The sequence below is a fragment of the Mesorhizobium sp. M0998 genome, assembly GCF_040318885.1.
Classification (GTDB): Bacteria; Pseudomonadota; Alphaproteobacteria; order Rhizobiales; family Rhizobiaceae; genus Mesorhizobium.
Map to the genome: position 1 here is coordinate 15,501 of NZ_JAMYND010000035.1, position 20,631 is coordinate 36,131.

Genomic DNA, 20,631 nt, shown 5'->3' on the forward strand with positions numbered 1-20,631 from the left:
GGGGGGCGGCTGGATTGCGTATGTGTCACATGATGATGACGGCGACGATAATGAGTCGTGGCAATTCTACGGAAATGAAGCTGAAGTTGATCAAGATGACCTAATTTTAGTGGCCTTGGTCGAGGTGGTCGAGCTTGATGGAACTGTTGCACAGTTGGCGGATTTGCCGTTAGGCTGGCGTGCGTGGCGCGATACAAAGTCTTCGCCATGGAAGCGCGACAAAATCACCTAAACACATTCTGAATGGTAGCGGAGTTTACTTCCGCTTTGGTCCGGTTGGAAGTGAACGCATAGACGAGTCACGACGGTTTTGGCGTGCGCAAGGATTATAGGCTAATGTTCGAGATGAGACGACGGTGGGGCAGATCATGTATCAAAACATACTACCCCTACCAGGGCCGATCATATACAGCGTCACAGCGATGCTGGAGATTATGCGCGCTGGGCTAATAGAAGATGGCAAAAGCAGAAGGCGAACAACATGAATGACGCCGCTCCGAATCTAGACAGCGTCCACCCCATGTTGCCCTGGACGGTTAGATAGGCGCCATGGAAGAGTGGGTCGAAGCCGCGCGAGAGGGAAAGTCGGTCGCGGACATTATCCCCGTCAACGTGCCGGCGACCCCTGCCTACGCCGAAATGTTGGGCAGCCGTCTGAAGTTTCTTGACGAGAACGTGCTTCCGTTGCTCCCAAAGTGATGCACGGCTCGACCAGATCAGTGCTGGCGCGATCACCGGTGAGTACGCCCCGCCGGCGATGGCAACGTGCCGGCGGTCTGATTGTGGTCACGATCCTGGCTTATGGCCTGCTAACCGCCGAGCGGTCAGTTTGGCGGTGCCTCCTGGATCGCCTCCTGTTTCAGATGAAGGATTGACCTGTTGCGCACGGACTCTTTTTCGACCATGGCAAGGATCGTTTTTCTGCTCACCTTGGCCGGCGTCCTCCTGCTCGCGCTTTCGCCGGTGCGCTTCCTGCAGGAGTTGGACATGGGCTTCACCTTCCAGCACGACAAGCTCAACCACGCCGCGGCGTTCGCGGTGCTGGCGGCGCTTGGAAGCCTCGGCTGGCCGGAACACAAGACGAGGCTGGTCGTGCTCCTTGCCATTACCGGCGCGGCGATCGAGCTGCTTCAGGGCGTGCAGCTGATCGCGCGCGATATGGATATCCTCGACTGGGTCGCCGACTGCGCCGGCATGGCCTGCGGGCTGGCGGCCATGAGGGGCACAAGAAGGCTCATTGGCGGGCTGCTGTAGTCTCGACCGCGTTGCCGCTCTCCGTCCGGAAAATGTAAATCGCCGGCTGCGCCGGATAGCGCGGTGTCCGGCCGCGTAGCTTAAGTCTCCCACCGACAGCACCGAACCCCCTTCCAGCCTCGCTTATGCGGGGCTTTTTTTATGGAGCAAGCCCTCATGTCCCGACCTGCAACTGCCGCCGTTCGTCTCCTGACCGGCGAACGCGAACCCGTGCGCCTCGCAACCACGGCCGACATCCTCCTGCACGGCCTGCAGGCCATCGACGGCGTGCCGGCCGAAATCGGCGACCGCGTGCTGGTCAAGGACCAGGCCGACCCGACGCAGAACGGCATCTACACGGCGAGCGAAGGCGACTGGTTCCGCGCCGCCGACGCCCGTTCTACGCGCACCCTGCAGAAGGGCACGACCGTTCACACCCAGGTCGGGTCGGTCAACGCCGACCGCGTGTTCGAGTTCACGGCCGACGAGCCGGCCATCGGCGCCGATGCCATCACCATCGCCGCATCCGTTCCGCCCGACATCGCCGATGTGGTCGAAGAGGTCGAAGCGCTGCGCGATGAAACCCAGGCCTTGAAGGATGCTGCCGCTGCCAGCGCCGGCCAGGCAACCGCCAGTGCTGCCGCTTCCGCCGCGAATGCCGGACAAACCACAGCCGACCGGGCTGCCACCAATTCCGATGCCGTCGCCGCCGCGGCCGCCGTCATCAGCGCTCAGGCTGCACGCGACGCTTCGCTCTACGGCAAGGGCATTTTCCCGACGACTGCGGCGGCAATCGGCTTCGGCGTCGCCGGCAACGGTGCGATCACGCCAGGCTCCGGCGGCGCCAACGGCACGTTCGACCTGGCGTTTACCGGCGGGACCGGTTCGGGCGCTGCCGGCCGCTTCGTCGTGGCGGGCGGCGCGCTGACGCAGATACTGATCACGGCGCCGGGCTCCTACACAGTGGCGCCGACGTTCAGTTTTGCGGCGTCGGCAGGGCTCGCCGGCGCCGCCGCAGCGGCGGTGCTGGGCAGGAATGTCGATGTCGGCGAGTATTTCTGGACGGAAGTTTCGACTGGTGTGCTTGGGCTGTACAATGTCACGGCCGGGCCTGTGGCGGCCGATACGAGCGTTCGCGCGGCAACGGCTGCTCTCCTTTCGAGCGTCGATAGCCTTGCAATGATCGAAGGCCTTAGCGTTCCGACCGCCAGGCTAACTGAGGCGGCCGGATCAGTCAGCCCATCTGTATATCGATCCTACTCTTTTGTGTCGGGCGACACGATCGAGCACATTGCCATTGCCAAAGCTGGAGAGCGAAGCATTCTGCAGCTTATTCACGCGGGGGCTGGTGCGGCCTATACAGCCAACTTCAATCTTGAGGAGGGTATCGTCTCAAGCAGTTCTGGCGCGAACCTCGTCAGCGCTGCCATCACGGATATTGGCTCCGGCTGGTACGAGTGCAAGGCTGTCGTCCTGGCTGCGGCAAATATTACGAACAATGTGCAGGCACGCATGTCGGCTGCTGGCGTTTTTCCGTTCACCGGCGATGGAACCAGCGGTATGTACATTCGCAGTATCGTGCTGCGCAAGCAGGGCCTGCCGGCTAACCTGTTCCCGAGCAGCGACCCCGCCAACGCCGCCTTCACGAAGCAGAACGTGACGGTTACCACCACGGTCAGCCCTTATGAACCGGTGCTGATCTCCCTGCCTCCGCTTGTCGATGGCCTCGACGTGACCGTCAGAGGCCGAATGACGGCGTCGAAGCTTGTCGAAATGGTCGGCTCTGGCAATCCTTCCGTTTATCAGGGCAGGTCCGTGGTCAATGGCGACAATATCGTCTGGAAAGTCACCGCCAAAAAGGCCGAACGCAATCGTCTCAATCTCTACTCCAACAACGCCGTCATCTTCGACTGCACCTTCAATCTCGACACCGGGACTGCGACCGGCACGGGCGCGAGCATCGTCGCTCTTGGCAACGGCTGGTACGAATGCACGGTCACGAAGACGGCAACGGCCACGGCCGCGACGAACTGGCAACAGCGTATTTTCCCGTCTGCTGGCGGTCACCCGTATGTCGGCGATGGTGTGTCTGGATTCTATGTCCAAAGGTCGGCTCTAAGCATCAATGGTGGGCCGAATGTCTTCTCGTCTTCGGAAAACCTCTCCAACTCGGCCTGGACCAAAAGCGCCGGCGTGACGGCAGTCGCCAATGGCGCTCTGTATCTTGGTCTACTGTCGGATCCGGCCAACATCGGCGGCGATCCATATGACGACGGCTCGGCCGCCCTGGTTGGTAAGAAATTGACGCTGATCGGCTCTAGTATTTCGGCCGGAGCCTACTACGTTCCCGTCCTCGCCGGTCTGACCGGTATGGTCCCTACCAATCTAGCCGTCAGTGGCTCGGCCTTGGGGCTGAGCACCACCGCCTATCCGAGCTACGGAATGTCCAATGCGATCACCAACATTCCGGTCGACGCGGAGTTGGTAATCCTGGAGCCGGGCCCGAACGCCTTTGGCGCGCAGGAGACGCCCCTGGGCGCTCTCGGCGACACGACCTACGCCACTCACTATGGTTCGCTGTGGGCGGCGTGCGCCGCCATCCGAGCGCGTGCGCCGAACGCCAAGATCGTCATGATTGGCACCTACAGCGGCGGCCCTGGACACGCGACGCACCGGATAGGTCGGGTGAATGGCCAGGGCAACACCATGGACCAGTTCTTCAACGCCGAGCGCGAAGTGGCGAAGCTGCTGTCCATACCGTTAATCGACGTAGGTGGTGAGAGTGGCATCGGCTACCTGACCTCGTTGCTTTACATGGGCGATGAGCTCCATCCGAATGCTGCGGGCAGTCTGCGTCACGGAACTTTCGACGCTGAGGAACTCCGATGTCTGTCGCGCCGGGGCTTCTTCGGAGCCTAGACTGGAATGGTCCTGTGTGGCAGATGTTCGCGAATGCGCGTCTTCTCCACCGTTCTCACTCTTCGCCGCCGCTTTTGGTCGTGGATCGCCACGGGCGCCGCTAGGGAGAATGCCGTCATCGGGCCGCGCACGAAGTTCGGCGCCGGGGCAGAGATCTTTAATATCCACGGCGACCGGTCTCGCGTCTCAATCGGCGCGGACAGCCATTTGGATGGGCATTTGCAGGTCTTTGCCCACGAGGGTCGGATCAAGATTGATGATTGGTTCTATCTTGGCCCAAGCTCGACGATTTGGTCGTCAGACCCGGTGGGGATCAAGATCGGAAAGCGGGTACACGTCTCATGGGGTGTGGCGATCCACGACACCAACTCGCATCCTATGGACCCGAAGAAGCGCTTCGCGCAGATGCAAGCCATCTTCAAGCGGGGCCATCCTAGAGTCGACCCTGGCATCCGCTCCGCTCCGATCGTGATTGGAGACGATGTCTGGATTGGGAACAGTGCCATGATCATGAAGGGTGTCACGATCGGCGATCGGGCGATTATCTCCGCCGGTTCCATAGTGCGAACCGACGTCCCTGCTGACGCCCTGGTGCGGCCTGACCGGGTCGTGAAATGATGCCTTTGGGTTAATGCTCATCACACGGTTAGCTCACTGTCACGAAGGGCATGTGCTTGATCCGCTCCCATTGCTCCTTCGCCGTGGTTCCTGACCAGCCGTTGCGAAGTGCACTCTCGCGGTACGCCTCCACAGGCTCTAGTCCGGGCAAGGCCACAGTCTGCGGCAAGAAGAACAGGTTGCCGCCAGCCGCCGAGACAGCGACGAGTTTGTAGCCGTGACTATTGCAGAGCTGCGTCAGAGCGGTGATCGAGGCGCCGTGATACCAACCGCTTTCGTGCTTTGCGGCCCTATCGAACGACGGATCGTATGGCACGGTGACGGGGTTGAGCCCGAAGCTGGCATTGTACTCCGCGACAATGACGGCCGGGCGCACTGGCAGCAAGGCTTGCAGAAACCAGTAGTCGTTTCCATCGACATCGACGGAAAGCACTCCAAGTTGCGGGAAATGCGTGGCGAGACTTTCGATGTTGTTGAGATCAATGAAGCTCTGGCGCACTTCAATCCGCTTTGGAAGCAGCGAGCGCGCCAACCGCACGGTCGTTGCGTCGCCGTCGACGAGCAGACCCCTGAATTCACTAAGCCCAATGCAGTTGTACTCCGTCGGATGGAAACCAAATTCCAAGAACGTTTTCGGGCTTTGGCCAACAATCTGCGACAGGATTACACTTTCGTCTGATTGCGGAGACCCGGCAAGGCGAGCCTTTGCGAGGTGAAAATAATATCGGAGGGGGCTTGAGCGAAGGAAAGCATGCATGCGCGATTGGACATTCATCAATGGATGACTCCTGATCGCCCGCCCGCGGACAATTATTTGCGACAAGCGGCGGCGGTTTGCAAGCTTGCAAAACGCCCGCGGCCGCCAGTCTGGACGCCGTTTTAAATCGCCGAAAAGACGTCAGAAGAATTGCTCTGCGAGGGCCGCTCGGGATGCTGTGCGCACCAACAATGGCACAGCAGGCCGACCAGAAATCCTACAACTGGGCGGTATTTCGGAATTGTCAGGGTTCATCGCCGACGCAGACCCACCGCGCCGGCGGGCTACCGTCTGCTGTCCTGCGGCTTCTGGTGAGGGTCCTGGCTTTTCGACCACCAGACAAAATACAGCGAGCCCATCTTCATCACAGGCACGCGGCGGTCGCGTTCCCTGGCCCGCAACTCACGATAGGTCTTCATCTTCAGAGTGCCGCCAGGCAACCTGATACGCACTGCCATCGGTTCAACTCCCGTTGTGCAACGCAGCAATTGTGTGCAATGCGGTAAGTAGAGACCTTCCGTTGCGGAAGAGTCAACAGCAGGATCATCAACTTATTTTGCGAGCTGCGGAGGCTTCGCGGTGCCAGGCGGGCAGGGCCGGCCGAAGGAGCTTCATCCTGGCGACTGATCATCAATCAGGCGCTGGCGGTTCGACCACCAGGTGAAATAGATCCGGCCGATCTTGACGACGGGTATGCGGCGGGCGCGTTCGCGGTCGCGCAATTCGCGGTACACCTTCACCTTCAGTGTGCCGCCAGGCATCCTGATACGCACCGCCATCGATTCCGCCACCCCATTGTGCAATGCAGCATCAGAGACCTTCCGCTGCGGAAGAGTCAATGCCTGCCCGCTGACTATTTCTGGGACTAGTCGAGCGGTCTTGAGGTTTGGGCGCACGCGGCGGTTCCCGATCCCGCACGGGGGCGCCAGTGCCAGTCGGGATCGTCGGGTGCGCGGGCTATTTCCTGGGCGAGGATTTTCTGGGCGAGGATGGGCGATCGGACACGCCGCTCGGCCACCAGATGACGAAGTAATTGCCGACCTGCCAAACCGGCACCTCGCGGTTCTGCTCGCGGCGCCGCAGCTCGCTCCTTTTCTTGATCTTCAAGGTGCCGCCCGGAAGCCTGATTCTTATCGTCACGTGTCCTCCCGCTAAAGCTACGAACGATAGACGGGAACAGTTTCATCCCGGCTAGGCAATTTCATCCAGGCCAAGCAATTTCGGGGCCGAAAACGCAGCGCGCCGGACCGCAGCGATATCGCCGGAACCGGCTTCATTTGAAGAAATCCGCAATGCCGTTGATGGCCAGCACCGCATAGACGATCGGTCCGGCGATAAACGCACAATAGAGACAGAGGATCGCCGCCAGCACCGCGAGCAACGGCTTGTCGCGAGCGACGGCGCGGAGCTCGGACTTCACCGACCAGCGTGCCGCAGCGGTTTGTTCATCATCAGACATGTGCACCATCCCGCGGCCATTTCACACGGCGGGTCGAAAACATCAACCTTCCTTGCCACATCGGCGCGGGCTGCCGCCAAATTCTGCTTTGCCGCCGCGCATCTGCTTTTTCAACCTCAAAACCTTGCCCGCGAGGGCGGAAAGGACTGCCCATGGACATGACGTTCAGGGGCGCCGCCAGGCGCCTCGATGATATAGACTTGCCGAAACTCGGTGCCCGGATCGGCGTCGGCGAGGACGAGATGCACGCGTTCCTCGATGTCGAGACGAGCGGGCATGGCTTCGACGCCGTTGGCCGGCCGGTCATCCTGTTCGAACCGCACGTCTTCTACCGCAACCTGTCGGGTGCCAAGCGGGCACAAGCGGTAGCCGCCGGCCTCGCTTATCCGAAGTGGGGCGCAAAGCCCTATCCCAGGGATAGCTACCCACGGCTCAGGGCAGCTTGTGCGATCGACGAAACCGCGGCGCTCAAATCGGCCTCATGGGGCTTGGGCCAGGTTCTCGGCGAGAATTTCATGGCGGCAGGCTTCCTTACCGTGCAGGCGATGGCCGAGGCGATGATGGCGGACGAGGCGCTGCAGCTCGGCGCGGCGATCGATTTCATCGTCGAGAAGCGGCTCGACGACAATCTGCGCAATCATGACTGGTCGGGATTCGCCAAGGGCTACAACGGCGCCGGCTATCGCAAGAACGCCTACGATACCAGGCTTGCCGAGGCCTATCGCAAATGGTCGCGCATCAAGGACACGCCCTGGCCGTCTGCCGGTCCGGTGTCGTCGGCGGTCGTCCCCACAGTCCCGCCAGAGCCCGCGAAGCCAATTGCCGTTCCCCAAGCGACCGCTATACCCTCTGTGCCTCCCGTGCCTCCCGTGCCTCCCGTGCCTCCCGTGCCTCCCGTGGCTGCCGTGGCTGCCGCCAGGCCCGGCCTCTGGGCAGCGCTGATCGCCGCCATCCTCAAATTATCAGCCATCCTCAAGCTATTCGGAAGGAAATGACATGTGGACCCGGATCAAGAGCTTTTTCCGCGACAGCGAGACAATATTCTGGGCGCGGCTTCAGGCGGCCATCGGCGTCATCGCGACTATCGTCACCTATGTCGACCCGCAGGTCCTTTCGCCGATTATCCCGGGGGAATGGTTCCCCTGGTTTCTTGTGATCAACGGCGTTTTGACCGAGTTCCTGCGCCGCCGCCGCGCGGAGGACTTGTGATGGCAGCGCTTCTCAGCATTCTCAGCGCCATCATCGGCAACAGGGTCGTCATGACGGTATTCGCTGCCGTGGCGGGCGGCATCGGCCTTTACGTTGCCGGCGGCATCAACCGGGCAAAGAAGGAGGCGGTCAAACAGGCCGAGGCAAAAGTCGCGGCCGCCGAGGATCGCCTGGAAATGAGGCGCGAGGCCGCCGCCGAAGAGCGCAAGGCCGCCGGCATGGCCGATGCGGCAGCAAGAGCGGAGGCTGAGAAATGGGCAAAGCGCTGATCCTCTGCGTGGTGCTCGCCGGCTGCGCGACAACCGCACCGGCCGGCAATCCGCGCCAGGTCTGGTGCGACCACAACCAGCCGCGCCGGCCATCGGCGGCCGTGATCGCCGCCATGACCCGGCCAGAGCTCGACGAGATGAACGCGTTCAACGGGCAGGGCGCCAGATGGTGCGGGTGGACGCCATGATGCACGAATTACTCGACGTCCTGGGCATCAAGGCGCCGGTGTTGGTCGCCGGCCTGTCCGGCGGCATTTTGCGGGCCTTGTCGCGCCACCGCTACAAGGTCCGCGAAATGGTGGCCTCGCCGATCTGCGGCGCGCTGGCGGCGGCTTATCTGACGCTGCCGGTCGTGCATTATTTCCGCGCCGCCGGCCTGCCCATTCCTTCTCCGGACGACGACACCACGACGCTGGCCGCGGCGTTCCTCATCGGCGTCTCGGCGATGTGGATCTCGGACATCGTCTTCGAGGTTATCGTGCGCCGGTTCGGGCCGGTGAAGGAGGAATAAGCCGCCCAAGCCCGCCGAAATAGTGACGTTCAGTTGGAGCCCGCCGCGCCGAAAGGTGCGGCGGGCTTTTTGCATTTTTGCTCGCATTCTGTACGATCTTTCTTTCGCGACAGGGCGGCTCGATCCGGCGCTGCCCGACCAAGATGCGCGTTAGGCATGGGAGATGGTGTCATGCTTGCCAAGGTCCAGACACAAGCGGCAGTCCTGACAGCCGGGGCACTTCTGTTTGCCGCGACGGCCTACGCGCGGCCGGACAGCCGCGCGATGACATGCGAACAGACGCAGCTTCTGATCCAGAGGCATCGCTCTGTCGTGCTCACCACCGGCCAGAACACCTACGACCGTTACGTCCGCCAATTCGGCAATGAATGCGACTGGCCGCAGGTGCCGCGCGCCGCGTATATCAAGACGCTCGACGGTCAATGTCTGGTCTATCGCTGCCAGGAGCCGCTCTTCGACCTCCCGAATTGAAAGCAGGCGGCGGCTCATTCCTCGTCGAAAGGGCCACCTTCGCTTGCAAGATCGCGCGAAATGACACGTTCATCGGTATCGTCCGGCAAGGCCTCGTCGCTGTCCTGGTAAGCGTTATCGTCGTCCTCCTCCGGCAGTTCGCCGCTCTTCTCGACGTCATAGCGAATATCGCCGTTTTGCGGCACGCCGTCAGGGAGGATTCTCCCGCTCCGGATGGCATCCCAGTCCTGCTGCTCGATCGTCGGGCTCTCCGTCTCGTCGTCGGTTCGTTCTTTGCTGCGCGGTTCCATCGCCGGTTCTCCATAATGTCAGCGGCCCTGAATTGGCTCTGTGGTTGAACTCATAAGTCTGGCGGCCGGTTCCGGGCCGCCGCGGTCCGCGCGCGTTGCCGCACGACGGAACCAATCGCGCCGGCCCGCCTTCACATTCAGAAGATATTGGCGCGAAAGGAGCTCGACATGAGACCGCTCATTTTCTTGCCGTACATGTTAGGTGCGCTGCTGCTGGCGGTGCCGGCGGCCGCGCAGCCGGGCGAACAGGCGCAATCCGACCGCTGCAAAGTCGAGCCGCCGGACCAGAACAGCCAACAGCAGAAGCCGGCCGGCAACAATTTGTCCGATACGCTCGAGCCATGCGGTGGGGTCCTGAAGCCCCCGCCAACGGGCGATCAGGGCATGGCGGCGCCACCGCCGGATGAGGGCAAGACCCCGGTGATCAAGCCCGGCGAGGTGCCGCCACAGCCGCCAAAGCAGTAGCAGCGACGAGCGGCAACTTCGCGCCGCTCGCGCCGGCAGGTTTGTTGCACTCGCTGAGGAACATTAGCTTGTCCTAAATGTTATTTTAGACGCAGTAGATATCACCCCCCTCCGGTATCGCTGCTGATCGGGAAACCGATCGGCCCGCGTCTTGCGACGCGGGCCACCGCAAGCTCATTCGCAGTCCATTCGCCGCATCGCGCGGGCACTTCACCGCTGTTCGATTAGCCGCCACTTACGGAACAACAAGGTGGCGTGGGCGTTTGCCTAGAGGGTTCGCCGCTTCGACCGGAATGCCGCGTCGCAATTGTAAGGGCGAGGCCCGTAACAACAGGAGTAGACGATGAAAATCCACCTTGTTCCTGCTGCGGCGGGATTGGCGTTGCTTGCCGGCGTCGGCGTGGCCACCGCGGACCAGGTGATTGTCACGCCCAAACAGCAGACGGTCATCCGCGAATACGTCCACAAGCACCCGCTGGCGTCGATCAGTCTTCTGGGGGTGGAGCTCAATATCGGTTCCACGTTGCCCGATACGGTCGAGCTGCAACCGATCGATGTTCCAGACGTGCGGTACAGATACGTCGTCGTCGGCAATCGCACCGTGCTCGTCGACCCAGACACCCGCAAAATCGTGCAGGTCATCGAGTGATCGGCGTTGCCAAACCGCGAACCGGATTTGGAAGGTCATGGCCTAAATTATCAAATGAGAGCTCCATCCCGAGGGATCGGGATGGAGCCGCTGTCGTCTCGAAACAAGGAAAGGAGCCATTCCCATGCTGCCGCATGTCGAGCCGGTCAACGTGGCCGCCGCCGTCGACAAACTGCTTGCTGAACGAGGCGATGGCCTGCTGTCGATGAAGGCGGCGATAGCACTGTTGCGCGAACGCACCGGAACCGAGCGCTCGGACGCGGACCTTGAAGGGCTGATCATCAAGAAGGCGGCGCTCCTCGGGGTCGCCGTCCTGTGTGACAGAGAGGTTCAATGACGGTGTCGCCTGCCGCTCAAGACGCCGGTCGAAATTTCAGCTAGAACAAGGTTGCTTACGCATCAACCGAGCCGACGGAGGTATCAGTGACGGACAGGCAGGAACGGATTCGCCAGCGAGCACACGCGATCTGGGAACAGGCAGGCAGGCCCGACGGGGCGCATCAGCAGCATTGGGATCAGGCTACCGCCGAAATCGACGCAGAAACCGCCGCGCCGGAGACCGCCAGCCGACCGAAGCCGAAAGCACGCCACCTAGGCCGGCCGCCAGCAAGGACGGAAGCAAAGCCAAGGCGCGACCACGTAAAGCGTGAACGCAAGCGGATTTGATTCCAACGCTGGATCTCGCGGGTGGTCGGCCCATGCATCGTTCCATGATCGGCAGCAAAACCAGTCCTGCCGGTCCTGCTGCCGCAAGCCCGCGATGGCAAGCCCGATTGGCGCGGCTAACTACTTACCGCAATTGTTGTCGTTGACAGTCGGTGAAACCGTCCCGGCAGGCTTGTTGGAGGCATCGGGTTGAGCTCCTTGCGGGGTTGCAGGGCAGTTTTCGTCCGCATTGGAGTTCATGGTACCCGTCGTGCCCATCGTGCTGCGGGTCGTGCCAGGGTCAATACCGTTCGGCTTGGGCTGGACGACGATGCTCTTCTCGCTGCCAGGCGCATTGTTGTCCGACCCGGCGTTCTGGGCCATCGCCGCGGTCGCCAGACCGGCTGCAAGTATGGAAGCTGTCACGATTTTCGTAAGCATGTTGATCTCCATCATTGGGTTATCATCATGTGACGACTACAGAAAAAACAACCCGGGTGATGGAAAGGTTCCGGCAAAAATGACGCAGCACAGTGAAGCAAACCCGCGCAGCGCGGATCTTCTCGGCCCCCCTTGTTCTATTACCGTAGGTAGGTTTGATGTTGTGGTTTGCTGATTAGGAATTCGCCTTCTTTGGCCGCCGACCGTCGCAACGTTCGTCTGTTGCGGCGCCATCAGCTGAGTCTCGCATCGCTTCAATCGGTAGAGGCCATCCCAAAGTAAAACTTTCGGAAAATTTCACTACAAATTTCACGCGGCTGTTATTTGAAAATATACCATGAGGCCAGCGAGCTGATCGGCAACGAAACCGATCATCTTCTTGCAAATTAGTAGGTATGCAACCGGCGACGTCGCGGGCTGTTCAGCGCAACTACAGCAAGGAGAGTGTTATGACCACCTTAATCAAAACAATCACCGATGCGGTGGCAGGCAGCGCAGTTATTTTCATGCTCTCGATGCCCGTGAATGCCGCGGACGGAATTGCCGTTGGTGTTGGAACATCCATCGGCGGCAACGGCGGCATCAAAGCCGGCCTCGGCGCGACGGTTGGCGGTCGCGGCGGCATCAACGCCGGTGCCGGCGCGACGGTTGGCGGCAGCGGCGGCATCAAGGCAGGCCTCGGTGCGTCGTTGGGCGGCAGTAGCGGCATCAACGCCGGTGCCGGCGCGACGGTTGGCGGTTCCAGCGGAATCGCGGCGGGCGCCGGCGCATCGGTCGGGGGCAGAAGCGGCATCAACGCCGGTGCCGGCGCGACGATCGGCGGTTCCGGTGGCATTGCTGCCGGCGCGGGGGTAGGTATCGGCAGCGGCGTTAGGGCTGGCGCGGGGGTCGGGATCGGCAGCGGCATCAATGTCGGCGCCGGTGTCGGGATCGGTGGTGGCACCAATCCGAGCAATCCGTCCAACCCGTCCAATCCCAGCAATCCCAGCAATCCCAGCTTGCCTCAGGTCGTTGCCGACATGTCGGGCGACAAGTTGGCCAGGATGAAGAAGCGCTGCGTTGACGTGCTCAGCAGCGGAGGCACTTACGACAGCGATCTGCGCCAATTGTGCCTGCTGATCGCCCGCCGCTAAGGCGAATACATCGGATGAATGTCGGACCAGGCCGAGAGGCCTTCGTCCACCAAAGCTCCAGCAGTCCAAAGCCCGCCATTGCGGCGGGCTTTTTTCCGAGCACGTGGCGTCAGCATGGCGGGGGCTCACACGAGCACGCGCTCAGTGTGTTTGACGGCCAGGATCCGGCGAAGCGGACGCTTCGTCTTCCAGGGAGTCCCAACCCGCGGCGGGGCTGCTTTGCATCAGCTGAGGGCACGCAAACTCCGCCAGATCGGTTTCCGCGAAGCCGTCGAACTCGATAGCCGCCCCGTAGAGCTGGGCTGCTTGCATGACGAGCCATTCGATGTCCTCGCGCGCAACATTCTCGGCGAGGTTCTGCAGTCGCGCGGCTTCGGCGACAGCAGTCAGATTGATGGCAATCCCGGACCGCAATACAGCCCGAACTCGGGAACTGACGTCTTCGTGCAGGCGAACCGAAAATCCGTAGCGCATGGAAAACCCTTCCCTTCAGGAGCGGTTTGTCCCTCATGTTCCACGATGCGCCCAGGATTCGCGATTGGCAAGCGAAATTCATTAAAAACTCGTTTTATGTCAAATAGTTAGCGTATTTTGTTGATTGCCTATCTGACGCTTGATCCGCTTCATCTGACTTCTGCATGACTCGCTGATCCGAAGGCCTTGACGCATTCTGCTCACGTACCTAACTCTACAGAAAATTAGGAACACACTAACTCAGCTGCATTTAGGCTGGTGTGACAGGAGGCCGAGATGTCCGAACTGGAACGCCCGGAACGATTGCAGATCATGCTGACCGTCGATGAACTGGCGGCGTTGGAGAACTGGCGCTTCGACAAGCACATGCCGAGCCGGTCGGCCGCGGTACGTGAGCTTTTGAGGCGAGGTCTCACAGCCGATGGTTTCCTGACGGCGGCGCATGGGACCAAGTCGCGCGATTTCGGCATTCTGCCGCATTCTGCAGATGGTGACCGCAGCGCGGCCGACGGACCGTCCCAGAAGGAATAGCGCCGAAGGAATAGTGCCGTTTCCGCCGCGGATCGCCCGCTCTGCGACCGTGCTTCGCGTCTCTCTTGCTTCGCGATGAGCTGTGAACGTCTGGTCTGCTGACGGCTGCGAAGTAGAAGAGATCCAAAGCTCTGTCTTGCCAGACGCTCCGTAATCAGGGAGTGCTTGATCGGCATAGTGCGGGCTCGGGAATATTGCCGATGACGCTGGAATTGACGGCCGGCGACCAGTCGATGCTGCATGGCGAGCAAGGCTCGGCAGCGGCTGCCGCCATGACGATCCTGGTTGCCTTTTCGAAGGCGGTCGGCGCGCGCAAGTTGCTGGACATTGCCGGTGCCCATATAGACGGCTGCCTCTATCACGGCCAGGCCAGCCTCGATTTCGTCGAAAGGCTGATCGAGGGCGGCGGCCGCGTTCGGGTGCCGACGACGCTGAATGTCGGTTCGCTCGACCTCATCCATACCGGATTGGTGAAGATGCCGGTGTCGCAAGAAACGCCGGCGCGACGCCTGATGAAGGCGCATCTGGAACTCGGCTGCCAGGCGACCTTCACCTGCGCACCCTATCAGACCCGGTTCCGGCCAAGGTTCGGCGAGCAGATCGCCTGGGGTGAATCCAACGCCATCGTCTTTGCCAATTCGGTGATCGGCGCGCGGACCAACCGCTATGGCGATTTTATCGATTTGTGCTGCGCAATTACCGGGCGCGCGCCGGCATGGGGGCTGCATCTGAGTGAAAATCGACGAGGCCAGGTCCTGTTCGAGCTGACTGACGCTGCTTTCGAGCCAAGCGACGCTCTGTTTGTCGGCGTCGGGCTGATCATCGGGCAAAGGGCTGGCGACCGTATCCCTGTCATATCGGGCCTGCCGCAGCCGCGCGACGAGGACCAATTGAAGGCGCTGGGGGCGGCGGCGGCAACGACGGGTGCCGTGGCGCTGTTTCATGCCGTCGGCATCACGCCGGAGGCGAAGACGCCGGATGAGGCGTTGCACGGCCTGGCGCCGGAGGAAAAAATCCGGATCTCTCGCGCTGACATCCACCATGCGCTGGCCAGGCTGTCGAGCGTTCCCGACGGCGTGCAGCTCGCAGCCGTGTCGTTAGGCACGCCGCATTTCTCCCATGAAGAGTGGATGCGCCTGTTGCCGCTGCTGCGCGAAGTCGGTCCAGGCAAGGGTGTCCCGATCTATGTCAACACAGGGCGCGCGACGCTGACGCGGTTGCAGGACGAAGGCGCACTGGCCGGCATGGAAGCCTTCGGCCTTGTCCCGGTCACCGACACCTGCACCTATGTCACGTCGATCCTCGAGCGTCTCGATGGCGTGGTGATGACCAATTCGGGCAAATGGGCGCATTACGCACCTGGCAATATCGGTGTCTCGGTGGCCTTCGGTGACATGGAAGACTGCGTCCGCTCGGCTGCGGCCGGCCGCGTCGTGCGAGGCGCGCCATGAAGACGCCGGCCAGAACCGGTACATTCCACCTTTCCGGCTCGGCACAAGGCCCAGCGCTGGTGCTTTCGCAGGCGCTCAGCTTCTGGGGCGGGATCGACGTCGAAACGGGCGACATCATCGACCATTCGCATCCGGACCTGGGCGGCAATATCGCCGGCAAGATCCTGGTGATGCCGAGCGGGCGAGGGTCGTCGTCCTCGTCTTCGGTTCTGGCCGAAGCGATCCGCAGAGGCACCGCGCCGGCCGGCATTATCCTGGAGCGGCCGGACCCGATCCTTGCCGTCGGCGCCATCGTTGCCGAATTCCTCTACGAAATCAGCATGCCGCTGGTTGTCTGCGACGTGTCAGGCATTGTCTCCGGCGACCGGATCGCAATCGGTCTGGGCGAAGATGCGCAAGCGATGGTGAGCAAGCTCTAGCCGGCCATCAGTCCCGCCGCGCCCCGCCGCCAGTAGGCTGCCGCCAGTGTTTCGTTGCGGCCGAGCGCCAGCGTGCCGCGCCAGTGTTCGCGCACCGTCGTGGCGGCTGCCGCTTCGGCCGCAAACCAGCCGAATGCCGAACCGGTCGGCCATGCGACTGACCGGATGGCGCGCGCCAGCCTGTCGTCGAGCCCGGCTGGCACCCCATTTCTCGGCAGCCAGTGCACCTCTATTCCGGTTGCGTTGTCGACGACCTGCCGTTCGCCATCGTCGGCGATCTCTATGAAGGCCACGCCTTTGGTCTCGGCGGGCAGCGTCTCCAGCATGCGAGCCAGCGCCGGCAGGCCGGTTTCGTCGGCGCCCATGAGATACCAGGACGCCGGTCGCACCCGACGGCCGACCGGCCCCATCATGCCGATCTTCATGCCGGGCGCCGCCTGCATGGCCCAGCGGGCGCCGACGCTGTCGCCGGGGTGGATGAGGAAGTCGACCTCGATGATGCCCATTTCGACGTCGAGGGCCCGGATGGTGTAGACGCGCGCTGCCGGGCGCCTGTCGTCCGAGGGCCATGCCGGGAGGCCATTGCTGCCGAGCACGGGCCAGAGCGGATCGGGGACGTCCCTGGTCGGAAACAGCATGCGGATATGCATGCCGCCGAATTTCGCAAAACGAGAGAGATCCTCGCCGGCGAAGCGGATGCGGCGCATATGCCGCGTCAGGTCGCCGACTTGGGTGACGACCATCTCACGGAACTGCGCGAGGCGGGTTTCTTCGGCGAGATCGCCGGTCCAGACGATCTCGGGACTTTCTTCCTTGGCATATACCTCTACGGCAGTGGCCAGCAGGTCCTTGATGCGGGCCAGCCCATCGCGGTCGGCGGCGTTGGCCCGCATCACCAGCCGCTCCATGTCAAGGGACGCGTCGCCGAAGGCGAAGCGGAAGTCGAGCCGCTGCCCCTCCCGCGAGGCATCGGCATCGAAGCTCTGCAGCCTGTCGCTGATGCGGTCGATGTAATGCGGCAGGTTGCGCAGGTTCAAGCGCGCTTCGCAGGCCAGTCCGCTCACTGAAGCTTCCCTCATTCTCAACCTCCGATCCTGCCTGTGAGCGCCACCTTGAAGGTGCGGCCCTTGCCCTGTTCCGTCGCCGCCGTCGTCGACCAGGCGCTTTGCGGGTCGGTGTAGGCGGTGTTGAAGACGTTATCGACGCTGAAATCGAGCTTGGCGTAGTCGTTGATGCGCCAGTTGGCAAAGACGTTGACCAGGTCGAAGCCGTCATCGACCACGACCGGCGCGTCGGGATTGGTGCGGCTTGTCCGGGTGATCTTGCCGACGCTGAGATATTGCGCACCGACGGTGAGCTGGTCTTCCAGCATGCGGAAGCCGACGGTCGCCGAGAAGCGGTCGAGCGGCGTGTTGTTCAGCGTCTGGCCGGAATAGACGCCGCTGACGACCTCGGCGTCGATCAGGGCGCCGGCGAGGTTCGCGAACCCCCAGCCATAGTCGTAGACGGCTTCGGCCTCGATGCCCTTCAGCCGCGCGTCGCCGATGTTGATCGCCATCCGCGGCAAAACGGTGAGGTCGACGTCGATATAGTCTTCGACGGCGGTGTGGAAGACGTTGACCTTGGCACGAAACAGGTCGCCCGCGGCCAGCACATCGTCATATCTCAGATTGATCCCGGCTTCCCAGTTCTTCGCCGTTTCGGGCTGCAGAAGCAGGTTAGGCTGGTAACTGTCGCCGCCGCCATGCGCGCCGCCGCCGCGATAGACGTCCTGCAGGCCTGGTGCCCGGTAGCCTTCCGAATAGGTGCCGTAGAGCTGGAAGCCATCCAACGGCATCACGCCGACGGTGAGGCGAGGCGACCAGCGATCGCCCGAAATCGAGGCTTCCGCCGGCGGCACGGTCTTCGTTTTGCCGTCGAGCTGGTAGCCGTCATAGCGCATGGCGGCGATGAGCTGCAGCCAGTCGCTGTAGTCGCCCTGCCATTGCAGGAAGCCGCCATAACCCTGCTGCTCGCCCGAACCGAAATGCGCGGCCTCCGACGAGGCCTCCAGATAGTAGTAGTCGAGGCCGTAGGTGAGGGTATGTGCCAACTCCCAGGCGTCGAAACGCGAGGAGTTCTTCAGGTTGAAGCCGGTCGTGGCGACGTCGTAATAGCGGAAGTTGCCGATCGCCGTTGCCGGCCAGACCTGCGTCTGCTCGGCGCGCGTGCGGTTGTGGTATGCGTTGACACTGAGGTCGATCAGTTCGTTGTCGTCCGGCCTCCACATATAAGCAGCCGTGTAGGTCTGGTTGGTCGTGTCGGTGTCGTAGCGGCTCAGCGTTGGCGAGGTCGAGCCGCTCGATCCGGTGATCTGGTCATTGTAGCGCTGCAGGATCGCGCCGAGCTTGAGCTCGTGGCCGTCGGCCGGCCGCAGGGTCGCCTTCATATAGCCGCTGGTGATGCTCTCGCCGGTCCATGGCACGGCGTCGCCATTGCCATCGGTGTAGCTGTCGCGGTCGCGATAAATGAGGTTGCCGATGATGTCGGCGTCGTCGCTGAAACGGTAGGCGCCGGTGGTGCTGGTGGTGAAGCCGTCGCCATTATCCTCATTGCCCAGCTTCTCGCTCAGCGCCCAGCGCTCCTCCTGCTTGAGGAAATCGCCGGCATCCCTGGTTTCGAAGGAGACGACGCCGCCGATGCCGCCCGAGCCATAGGCGTTCGAGACCGGGCCGCGAATGACGGTCGCTTCCTTGATTAGTTCCGGCTCGACATAGAACGAGCCCGAGCCGTGGCCGACGCGCCAGTAATCCTGGCGGGCGCCGTCGAGCGTCACCACCACGCGGCCATATTGTTCGAGGCCGCGAATGTTGATGGCGGTTGCCGGATCGTCGCCGTTCATCGAAGCGGCAACGCCGGGCGTGGTGCGGAACATGTCGGCGGCGGTGTCAGGCTGGATGCGTTCGAGCTCTTCCTGATCGACGGCGCTGATGGCGGCCATCGATTCGATAATCGCCGTCTTGATCATCGTCGCCGAGATGGTGATCAGGTCGAGCACGGTCGGCTCGTTCTGCCCAGTTCTAGCCTGCTGGGCGACCTTGACCGGCCGATCGGCCTTGGCGGCGGCGCCGTTCTTCTCCGGCTCCTGCGCGGCGGCCAGCGGCGCGGCACACAGGCCGAGCGCGAAGGCGAGCGCGGTGCTCGCCATCAAGGTCTTGTTGCTTGTCTGTTTCATGCGTGCAGCCCCGGGAAAAGCAAAGATTGCTGGCGGCGGCCGTTGGCCCTGGCTGGCATGATGGAGAAGCCTCGACACACGGGCCGGGCAGGGATACTTATTAAAACATGATGATAATAGTCAATTTAATTTTGCAGGTCTGAGCCTGATCGAAGATTCTCGGTCGGACCCTTGATCTGGCCGCCAAAATCTCGCCCGAGCGATTATGAATTTGTGACGCACCCGTGCTTCTTCACCTGGTTCAGATCTCCGGGATGCTTTCCCTGAAGATCACTTGCAGCCGTGGCTGGTGCAGTTCGTAAGGCAAGCCCCTGACCGCATGGGTCAAGGTGTTGAGCGCCTCGCGGGCCTCTACGCGCGGGTTCTGGTCGATGACCGCGTCCAGCGTGCCGTCGAGCAGAAGCTCCTTGGTGCCTTCCGTCACCTCATGGCCGAGAAAGACCGTCGACAGCGCGCGCCCGCGCTCCTTGAGTGCGCGGGCGATGCCGGTGTTGCCGGCGCCGACATTGTAGATGGCGGCCAGGTCCGGGTGCCGGTCCAGCAGGGCGGAGGCCTCCGAATAGGCCTTCTCCCGGTCGTCGAGCATCTCGCGCATCTCGACGATCTGCAGATTGGGCGATTCTTCCGCCAGTATGTGGCGGAAGCCCATCTCGCGCTCTTCGTGGCCGCGGTAGGAGAGCGAACCGGCGAACAGCGCGACCTTGCCCGGACGCCCTGCGCCCATGAAGCGGTTGAGCAGGTAGCCGGCGAGCCGGCCGGCGGCGCGGTTGTCGATGCCGATATAGGCAACCCTCGGCACATGCAGGATGTCGGAAGCGATGGTGACGACCCTGACGCCGCTGGTCGAAAGCGAGCGGATCGCCTCGCGGACCGTCGGATGGTCGAGTGCGATCACACCGACGCCCTGCGTCTGCCCGTGCAGTTCCTGCAGCAGACGCGCAAGCCGGTCCGGATTGAAACCTTCGATAGTAGCGACACGGACGTCGAGGTCGGGCCGCGCCTGCGCCTGCGCCTCGATCTGGCGGTGCAGCATCTTGATGAAGGAATTGGTGCCGGCGGGCAGGGCGAAATCCAGCCGTATGACCTCGCCAGTAACCGCGTTGAGCGAGCTCGGATTATTCGAATTTTCAGCGATATAGCCAAGCCGCTGTGCCGTTTCGAGCACGACCTCACGGGTGCGCGCCCTGACCCCGGCGCGGTTGTTGAGCACACGGTCGACCGTGGCGGCCGAAACGCCGGCCTCCCGGGCTATGTCTGTCAGGGTGGACCGCACTGTCGATCACCTCATTCCAAAACGCGCCAGGGGCGCATCGAGATCACGCATTTCATGGGTCCACCGTCGGAGAGCGGCTTCATCGCCGTCGGCGATTCTGATGGGAAATGATGTAACCGGCCTTGGCCGATGCGCAAGCCGTTGCGCTACACCAGAGTGCCCAAGCAGACCAAAGCGGGGAGGTGGGCAGCCGGGCTCCC

The 20,631-nt window shown here is 62.3% G+C and carries 29 protein-coding genes; 18 read left to right on the plus strand and 11 right to left on the minus strand.

Annotated features, from left to right (window positions below; translation table 11 throughout):
• Positions 1-22 precede the first annotated feature (22 nt).
• The 4 genes from NKH59_RS26030 to NKH59_RS26045 all read left to right on the plus strand — a co-directional run bounded on the left by NKH59_RS26030 (position 23) and on the right by NKH59_RS26045 (position 4,770).
• Entirely contained in the window at positions 23-232 is a 210-nt protein-coding gene (locus NKH59_RS26030; RefSeq protein ID WP_352541127.1) for a hypothetical protein, read from the plus strand.
• A 671-nt stretch (positions 233-903) separates the two neighbouring features.
• Positions 904-1,254 (plus strand): hypothetical protein, encoded by a 351-nt coding sequence (locus NKH59_RS26035; protein ID WP_352541126.1) that lies wholly within the window; start codon positions 904-906, stop codon positions 1,252-1,254.
• A gap of 156 nt (positions 1,255-1,410) precedes the next feature.
• Positions 1,411-4,152 (plus strand): SGNH/GDSL hydrolase family protein, encoded by a 2,742-nt coding sequence (locus NKH59_RS26040; protein ID WP_353023474.1) that lies wholly within the window; start codon positions 1,411-1,413, stop codon positions 4,150-4,152.
• Between the two features lie 33 nt (positions 4,153-4,185).
• On the plus strand, positions 4,186-4,770 hold the full coding sequence (locus NKH59_RS26045; RefSeq protein ID WP_352458146.1) for an acyltransferase: 585 nt from the start codon (positions 4,186-4,188) through the stop codon (positions 4,768-4,770).
• Between the two features lie 28 nt (positions 4,771-4,798).
• Here the strand turns inward: NKH59_RS26045 and NKH59_RS26050 are convergent, their stop codons facing one another.
• The 5 genes from NKH59_RS26050 to NKH59_RS26070 all read right to left on the minus strand — a co-directional run bounded on the left by NKH59_RS26050 (position 4,799) and on the right by NKH59_RS26070 (position 6,986).
• Positions 4,799-5,545: a hypothetical protein gene (locus NKH59_RS26050; protein WP_352474245.1), complete on the minus strand. Its 747-nt coding sequence runs from the start codon at positions 5,543-5,545 to the stop codon at positions 4,799-4,801.
• 266 nt (positions 5,546-5,811) lie between these two features.
• Positions 5,812-5,985: a hypothetical protein gene (locus NKH59_RS26055; RefSeq protein WP_352452704.1), complete on the minus strand. Its 174-nt coding sequence runs from the start codon at positions 5,983-5,985 to the stop codon at positions 5,812-5,814.
• A gap of 153 nt (positions 5,986-6,138) precedes the next feature.
• Complete coding sequence (locus NKH59_RS26060) at positions 6,139-6,306, minus strand: hypothetical protein (protein ID WP_023675755.1); 168 nt, start codon at positions 6,304-6,306, stop codon at positions 6,139-6,141.
• Between the two features lie 178 nt (positions 6,307-6,484).
• Positions 6,485-6,667, minus strand: coding sequence for a hypothetical protein (locus NKH59_RS26065; protein WP_352491000.1), 183 nt, complete (start codon positions 6,665-6,667; stop codon positions 6,485-6,487).
• Positions 6,668-6,800: 133 nt separating this feature from the next.
• Positions 6,801-6,986, minus strand: a complete 186-nt coding sequence (locus NKH59_RS26070) for a hypothetical protein (RefSeq protein WP_352474196.1) — start codon at positions 6,984-6,986, stop codon at positions 6,801-6,803.
• A gap of 152 nt (positions 6,987-7,138) precedes the next feature.
• On the opposite strand from NKH59_RS26070, the gene NKH59_RS26075 reads away from it, so the two are divergent.
• The 6 genes from NKH59_RS26075 (at position 7,139) to NKH59_RS26100 (ending at position 9,446) form a co-directional block, all read left to right on the plus strand.
• Positions 7,139-7,981 carry an N-acetylmuramidase family protein gene (locus NKH59_RS26075; RefSeq protein ID WP_353023476.1) on the plus strand — a complete coding sequence of 281 codons (843 nt, stop codon included), beginning with the start codon at positions 7,139-7,141 and terminating at the stop codon, positions 7,979-7,981.
• A 1-nt stretch (position 7,982) separates the two neighbouring features.
• Positions 7,983-8,195, plus strand: a complete 213-nt coding sequence (locus NKH59_RS26080; RefSeq protein WP_352503639.1) for a hypothetical protein — start codon at positions 7,983-7,985, stop codon at positions 8,193-8,195.
• Positions 8,195-8,464 carry a hypothetical protein gene (locus NKH59_RS26085; RefSeq protein ID WP_352503640.1) on the plus strand — a complete coding sequence of 90 codons (270 nt, stop codon included), beginning with the start codon at positions 8,195-8,197 and terminating at the stop codon, positions 8,462-8,464. Before NKH59_RS26080 ends, NKH59_RS26085 begins: the two co-directional genes overlap by 1 nt.
• A complete protein-coding gene (locus NKH59_RS26090) occupies positions 8,449-8,652 on the plus strand; it encodes a hypothetical protein (protein ID WP_352541123.1) in 204 nt (67 codons plus the stop codon). Before NKH59_RS26085 ends, NKH59_RS26090 begins: the two co-directional genes overlap by 16 nt.
• Positions 8,652-8,975: a hypothetical protein gene (locus tag NKH59_RS26095; protein ID WP_036245970.1), complete on the plus strand. Its 324-nt coding sequence runs from the start codon at positions 8,652-8,654 to the stop codon at positions 8,973-8,975. Before NKH59_RS26090 ends, NKH59_RS26095 begins: the two co-directional genes overlap by 1 nt.
• 171 nt (positions 8,976-9,146) lie before the next feature.
• Complete coding sequence (locus NKH59_RS26100) at positions 9,147-9,446, plus strand: hypothetical protein (RefSeq protein WP_352503641.1); 300 nt, start codon at positions 9,147-9,149, stop codon at positions 9,444-9,446.
• A gap of 14 nt (positions 9,447-9,460) precedes the next feature.
• On the opposite strand, the gene NKH59_RS26105 is transcribed toward NKH59_RS26100, so the two are convergent.
• On the minus strand, positions 9,461-9,736 hold the full coding sequence (locus NKH59_RS26105; protein WP_352541122.1) for a hypothetical protein: 276 nt from the start codon (positions 9,734-9,736) through the stop codon (positions 9,461-9,463).
• Positions 9,737-9,904: 168 nt separating this feature from the next.
• Here NKH59_RS26105 and NKH59_RS26110 point away from each other — a divergent pair, with 168 nt between their 5' ends.
• The 4 genes from NKH59_RS26110 to NKH59_RS26125 all read left to right on the plus strand — a co-directional run bounded on the left by NKH59_RS26110 (position 9,905) and on the right by NKH59_RS26125 (position 11,516).
• Complete coding sequence (locus NKH59_RS26110; RefSeq protein WP_352474209.1) at positions 9,905-10,201, plus strand: hypothetical protein; 297 nt, start codon at positions 9,905-9,907, stop codon at positions 10,199-10,201.
• Between the two features lie 343 nt (positions 10,202-10,544).
• Positions 10,545-10,850 (plus strand): DUF1236 domain-containing protein, encoded by a 306-nt coding sequence (locus NKH59_RS26115; RefSeq protein ID WP_352474210.1) that lies wholly within the window; start codon positions 10,545-10,547, stop codon positions 10,848-10,850.
• Positions 10,851-10,974: 124 nt separating this feature from the next.
• A complete protein-coding gene (locus tag NKH59_RS26120) occupies positions 10,975-11,187 on the plus strand; it encodes a hypothetical protein (protein ID WP_352452715.1) in 213 nt (70 codons plus the stop codon).
• 86 nt (positions 11,188-11,273) lie between these two features.
• Positions 11,274-11,516: a DUF2934 domain-containing protein gene (locus NKH59_RS26125; protein WP_352541121.1), complete on the plus strand. Its 243-nt coding sequence runs from the start codon at positions 11,274-11,276 to the stop codon at positions 11,514-11,516.
• Positions 11,517-11,636: 120 nt separating this feature from the next.
• Here the strand turns inward: NKH59_RS26125 and NKH59_RS26130 are convergent, their stop codons facing one another.
• Positions 11,637-11,951, minus strand: coding sequence for a hypothetical protein (locus tag NKH59_RS26130; protein ID WP_352474216.1), 315 nt, complete (start codon positions 11,949-11,951; stop codon positions 11,637-11,639).
• A gap of 434 nt (positions 11,952-12,385) precedes the next feature.
• Between NKH59_RS26130 and NKH59_RS26135 the strand changes: the two genes are divergently transcribed.
• Positions 12,386-13,069, plus strand: a complete 684-nt coding sequence (locus NKH59_RS26135) for a hypothetical protein (RefSeq protein ID WP_352541240.1) — start codon at positions 12,386-12,388, stop codon at positions 13,067-13,069.
• Between the two features lie 141 nt (positions 13,070-13,210).
• Here the strand turns inward: NKH59_RS26135 and NKH59_RS26140 are convergent, their stop codons facing one another.
• Complete coding sequence (locus tag NKH59_RS26140) at positions 13,211-13,543, minus strand: hypothetical protein (RefSeq protein WP_352474220.1); 333 nt, start codon at positions 13,541-13,543, stop codon at positions 13,211-13,213.
• 276 nt (positions 13,544-13,819) lie between these two features.
• Here NKH59_RS26140 and NKH59_RS26145 point away from each other — a divergent pair, with 276 nt between their 5' ends.
• From NKH59_RS26145 to NKH59_RS26155, 3 genes are all read left to right on the plus strand, one after another.
• Positions 13,820-14,074: a hypothetical protein gene (locus NKH59_RS26145; RefSeq protein WP_352474222.1), complete on the plus strand. Its 255-nt coding sequence runs from the start codon at positions 13,820-13,822 to the stop codon at positions 14,072-14,074.
• Positions 14,075-14,274: 200 nt separating this feature from the next.
• Positions 14,275-15,525 carry an aconitase X gene (locus NKH59_RS26150; RefSeq protein WP_352541120.1) on the plus strand — a complete coding sequence of 417 codons (1,251 nt, stop codon included), beginning with the start codon at positions 14,275-14,277 and terminating at the stop codon, positions 15,523-15,525.
• Positions 15,522-15,944 (plus strand): aconitase X swivel domain-containing protein, encoded by a 423-nt coding sequence (locus NKH59_RS26155; protein ID WP_352541119.1) that lies wholly within the window; start codon positions 15,522-15,524, stop codon positions 15,942-15,944. The genes NKH59_RS26150 and NKH59_RS26155 overlap by 4 nt, the downstream gene beginning before the upstream one ends.
• On the opposite strand, the gene NKH59_RS26160 is transcribed toward NKH59_RS26155, so the two are convergent.
• From NKH59_RS26160 to NKH59_RS26170, 3 genes are all read right to left on the minus strand, one after another.
• On the minus strand, positions 15,941-17,023 hold the full coding sequence (locus tag NKH59_RS26160) for an SIP domain-containing protein (protein WP_352541118.1): 1,083 nt from the start codon (positions 17,021-17,023) through the stop codon (positions 15,941-15,943). The two genes, NKH59_RS26155 and NKH59_RS26160, sit on opposite strands and share 4 nt — an antisense overlap.
• Positions 17,024-17,025: 2 nt before the next feature.
• Positions 17,026-19,158 carry a TonB-dependent hemoglobin/transferrin/lactoferrin family receptor gene (locus tag NKH59_RS26165; protein WP_352541117.1) on the minus strand — a complete coding sequence of 711 codons (2,133 nt, stop codon included), beginning with the start codon at positions 19,156-19,158 and terminating at the stop codon, positions 17,026-17,028.
• 241 nt (positions 19,159-19,399) lie between these two features.
• On the minus strand, positions 19,400-20,431 hold the full coding sequence (locus tag NKH59_RS26170; protein WP_352541116.1) for a LacI family DNA-binding transcriptional regulator: 1,032 nt from the start codon (positions 20,429-20,431) through the stop codon (positions 19,400-19,402).
• Between the last annotated feature and the right edge of the window lie 200 nt (positions 20,432-20,631).

Bases quoted from the DNA above. Each gene is read 5' to 3' on its own strand.
- NKH59_RS26035 (WP_352541126.1), top strand. From the start codon at position 904: ATGGCAAGGATCGTTTTTCTGCTCACCTTGGCCGGCGTCCTCCTGCTC.
- NKH59_RS26040 (WP_353023474.1), top strand. From the start codon at position 1,411: ATGTCCCGACCTGCAACTGCCGCCGTTCGTCTCCTGACCGGCGAACGC.
- NKH59_RS26045 (WP_352458146.1), top strand. From the start codon at position 4,186: ATGCGCGTCTTCTCCACCGTTCTCACTCTTCGCCGCCGCTTTTGGTCG.
- NKH59_RS26050 (WP_352474245.1), bottom strand. From the start codon at position 5,545: ATGAATGTCCAATCGCGCATGCATGCTTTCCTTCGCTCAAGCCCCCTC.
- NKH59_RS26055 (WP_352452704.1), bottom strand. From the start codon at position 5,985: ATGGCAGTGCGTATCAGGTTGCCTGGCGGCACTCTGAAGATGAAGACC.
- NKH59_RS26060 (WP_023675755.1), bottom strand. From the start codon at position 6,306: ATGGCGGTGCGTATCAGGATGCCTGGCGGCACACTGAAGGTGAAGGTG.
- NKH59_RS26070 (WP_352474196.1), bottom strand. From the start codon at position 6,986: ATGTCTGATGATGAACAAACCGCTGCGGCACGCTGGTCGGTGAAGTCC.
- NKH59_RS26075 (WP_353023476.1), top strand. From the start codon at position 7,139: ATGGACATGACGTTCAGGGGCGCCGCCAGGCGCCTCGATGATATAGAC.
- NKH59_RS26080 (WP_352503639.1), top strand. From the start codon at position 7,983: ATGTGGACCCGGATCAAGAGCTTTTTCCGCGACAGCGAGACAATATTC.
- NKH59_RS26085 (WP_352503640.1), top strand. From the start codon at position 8,195: ATGGCAGCGCTTCTCAGCATTCTCAGCGCCATCATCGGCAACAGGGTC.
- NKH59_RS26090 (WP_352541123.1), top strand. From the start codon at position 8,449: ATGGGCAAAGCGCTGATCCTCTGCGTGGTGCTCGCCGGCTGCGCGACA.
- NKH59_RS26095 (WP_036245970.1), top strand. From the start codon at position 8,652: ATGCACGAATTACTCGACGTCCTGGGCATCAAGGCGCCGGTGTTGGTC.
- NKH59_RS26100 (WP_352503641.1), top strand. From the start codon at position 9,147: ATGCTTGCCAAGGTCCAGACACAAGCGGCAGTCCTGACAGCCGGGGCA.
- NKH59_RS26105 (WP_352541122.1), bottom strand. From the start codon at position 9,736: ATGGAACCGCGCAGCAAAGAACGAACCGACGACGAGACGGAGAGCCCG.
- NKH59_RS26110 (WP_352474209.1), top strand. From the start codon at position 9,905: ATGAGACCGCTCATTTTCTTGCCGTACATGTTAGGTGCGCTGCTGCTG.
- NKH59_RS26115 (WP_352474210.1), top strand. From the start codon at position 10,545: ATGAAAATCCACCTTGTTCCTGCTGCGGCGGGATTGGCGTTGCTTGCC.
- NKH59_RS26120 (WP_352452715.1), top strand. From the start codon at position 10,975: ATGCTGCCGCATGTCGAGCCGGTCAACGTGGCCGCCGCCGTCGACAAA.
- NKH59_RS26130 (WP_352474216.1), bottom strand. From the start codon at position 11,951: ATGATGGAGATCAACATGCTTACGAAAATCGTGACAGCTTCCATACTT.
- NKH59_RS26135 (WP_352541240.1), top strand. From the start codon at position 12,386: ATGACCACCTTAATCAAAACAATCACCGATGCGGTGGCAGGCAGCGCA.
- NKH59_RS26140 (WP_352474220.1), bottom strand. From the start codon at position 13,543: ATGCGCTACGGATTTTCGGTTCGCCTGCACGAAGACGTCAGTTCCCGA.
- NKH59_RS26145 (WP_352474222.1), top strand. From the start codon at position 13,820: ATGTCCGAACTGGAACGCCCGGAACGATTGCAGATCATGCTGACCGTC.
- NKH59_RS26150 (WP_352541120.1), top strand. From the start codon at position 14,275: ATGACGCTGGAATTGACGGCCGGCGACCAGTCGATGCTGCATGGCGAG.
- NKH59_RS26155 (WP_352541119.1), top strand. From the start codon at position 15,522: ATGAAGACGCCGGCCAGAACCGGTACATTCCACCTTTCCGGCTCGGCA.
- NKH59_RS26160 (WP_352541118.1), bottom strand. From the start codon at position 17,023: ATGAGGGAAGCTTCAGTGAGCGGACTGGCCTGCGAAGCGCGCTTGAAC.
- NKH59_RS26165 (WP_352541117.1), bottom strand. From the start codon at position 19,158: ATGAAACAGACAAGCAACAAGACCTTGATGGCGAGCACCGCGCTCGCC.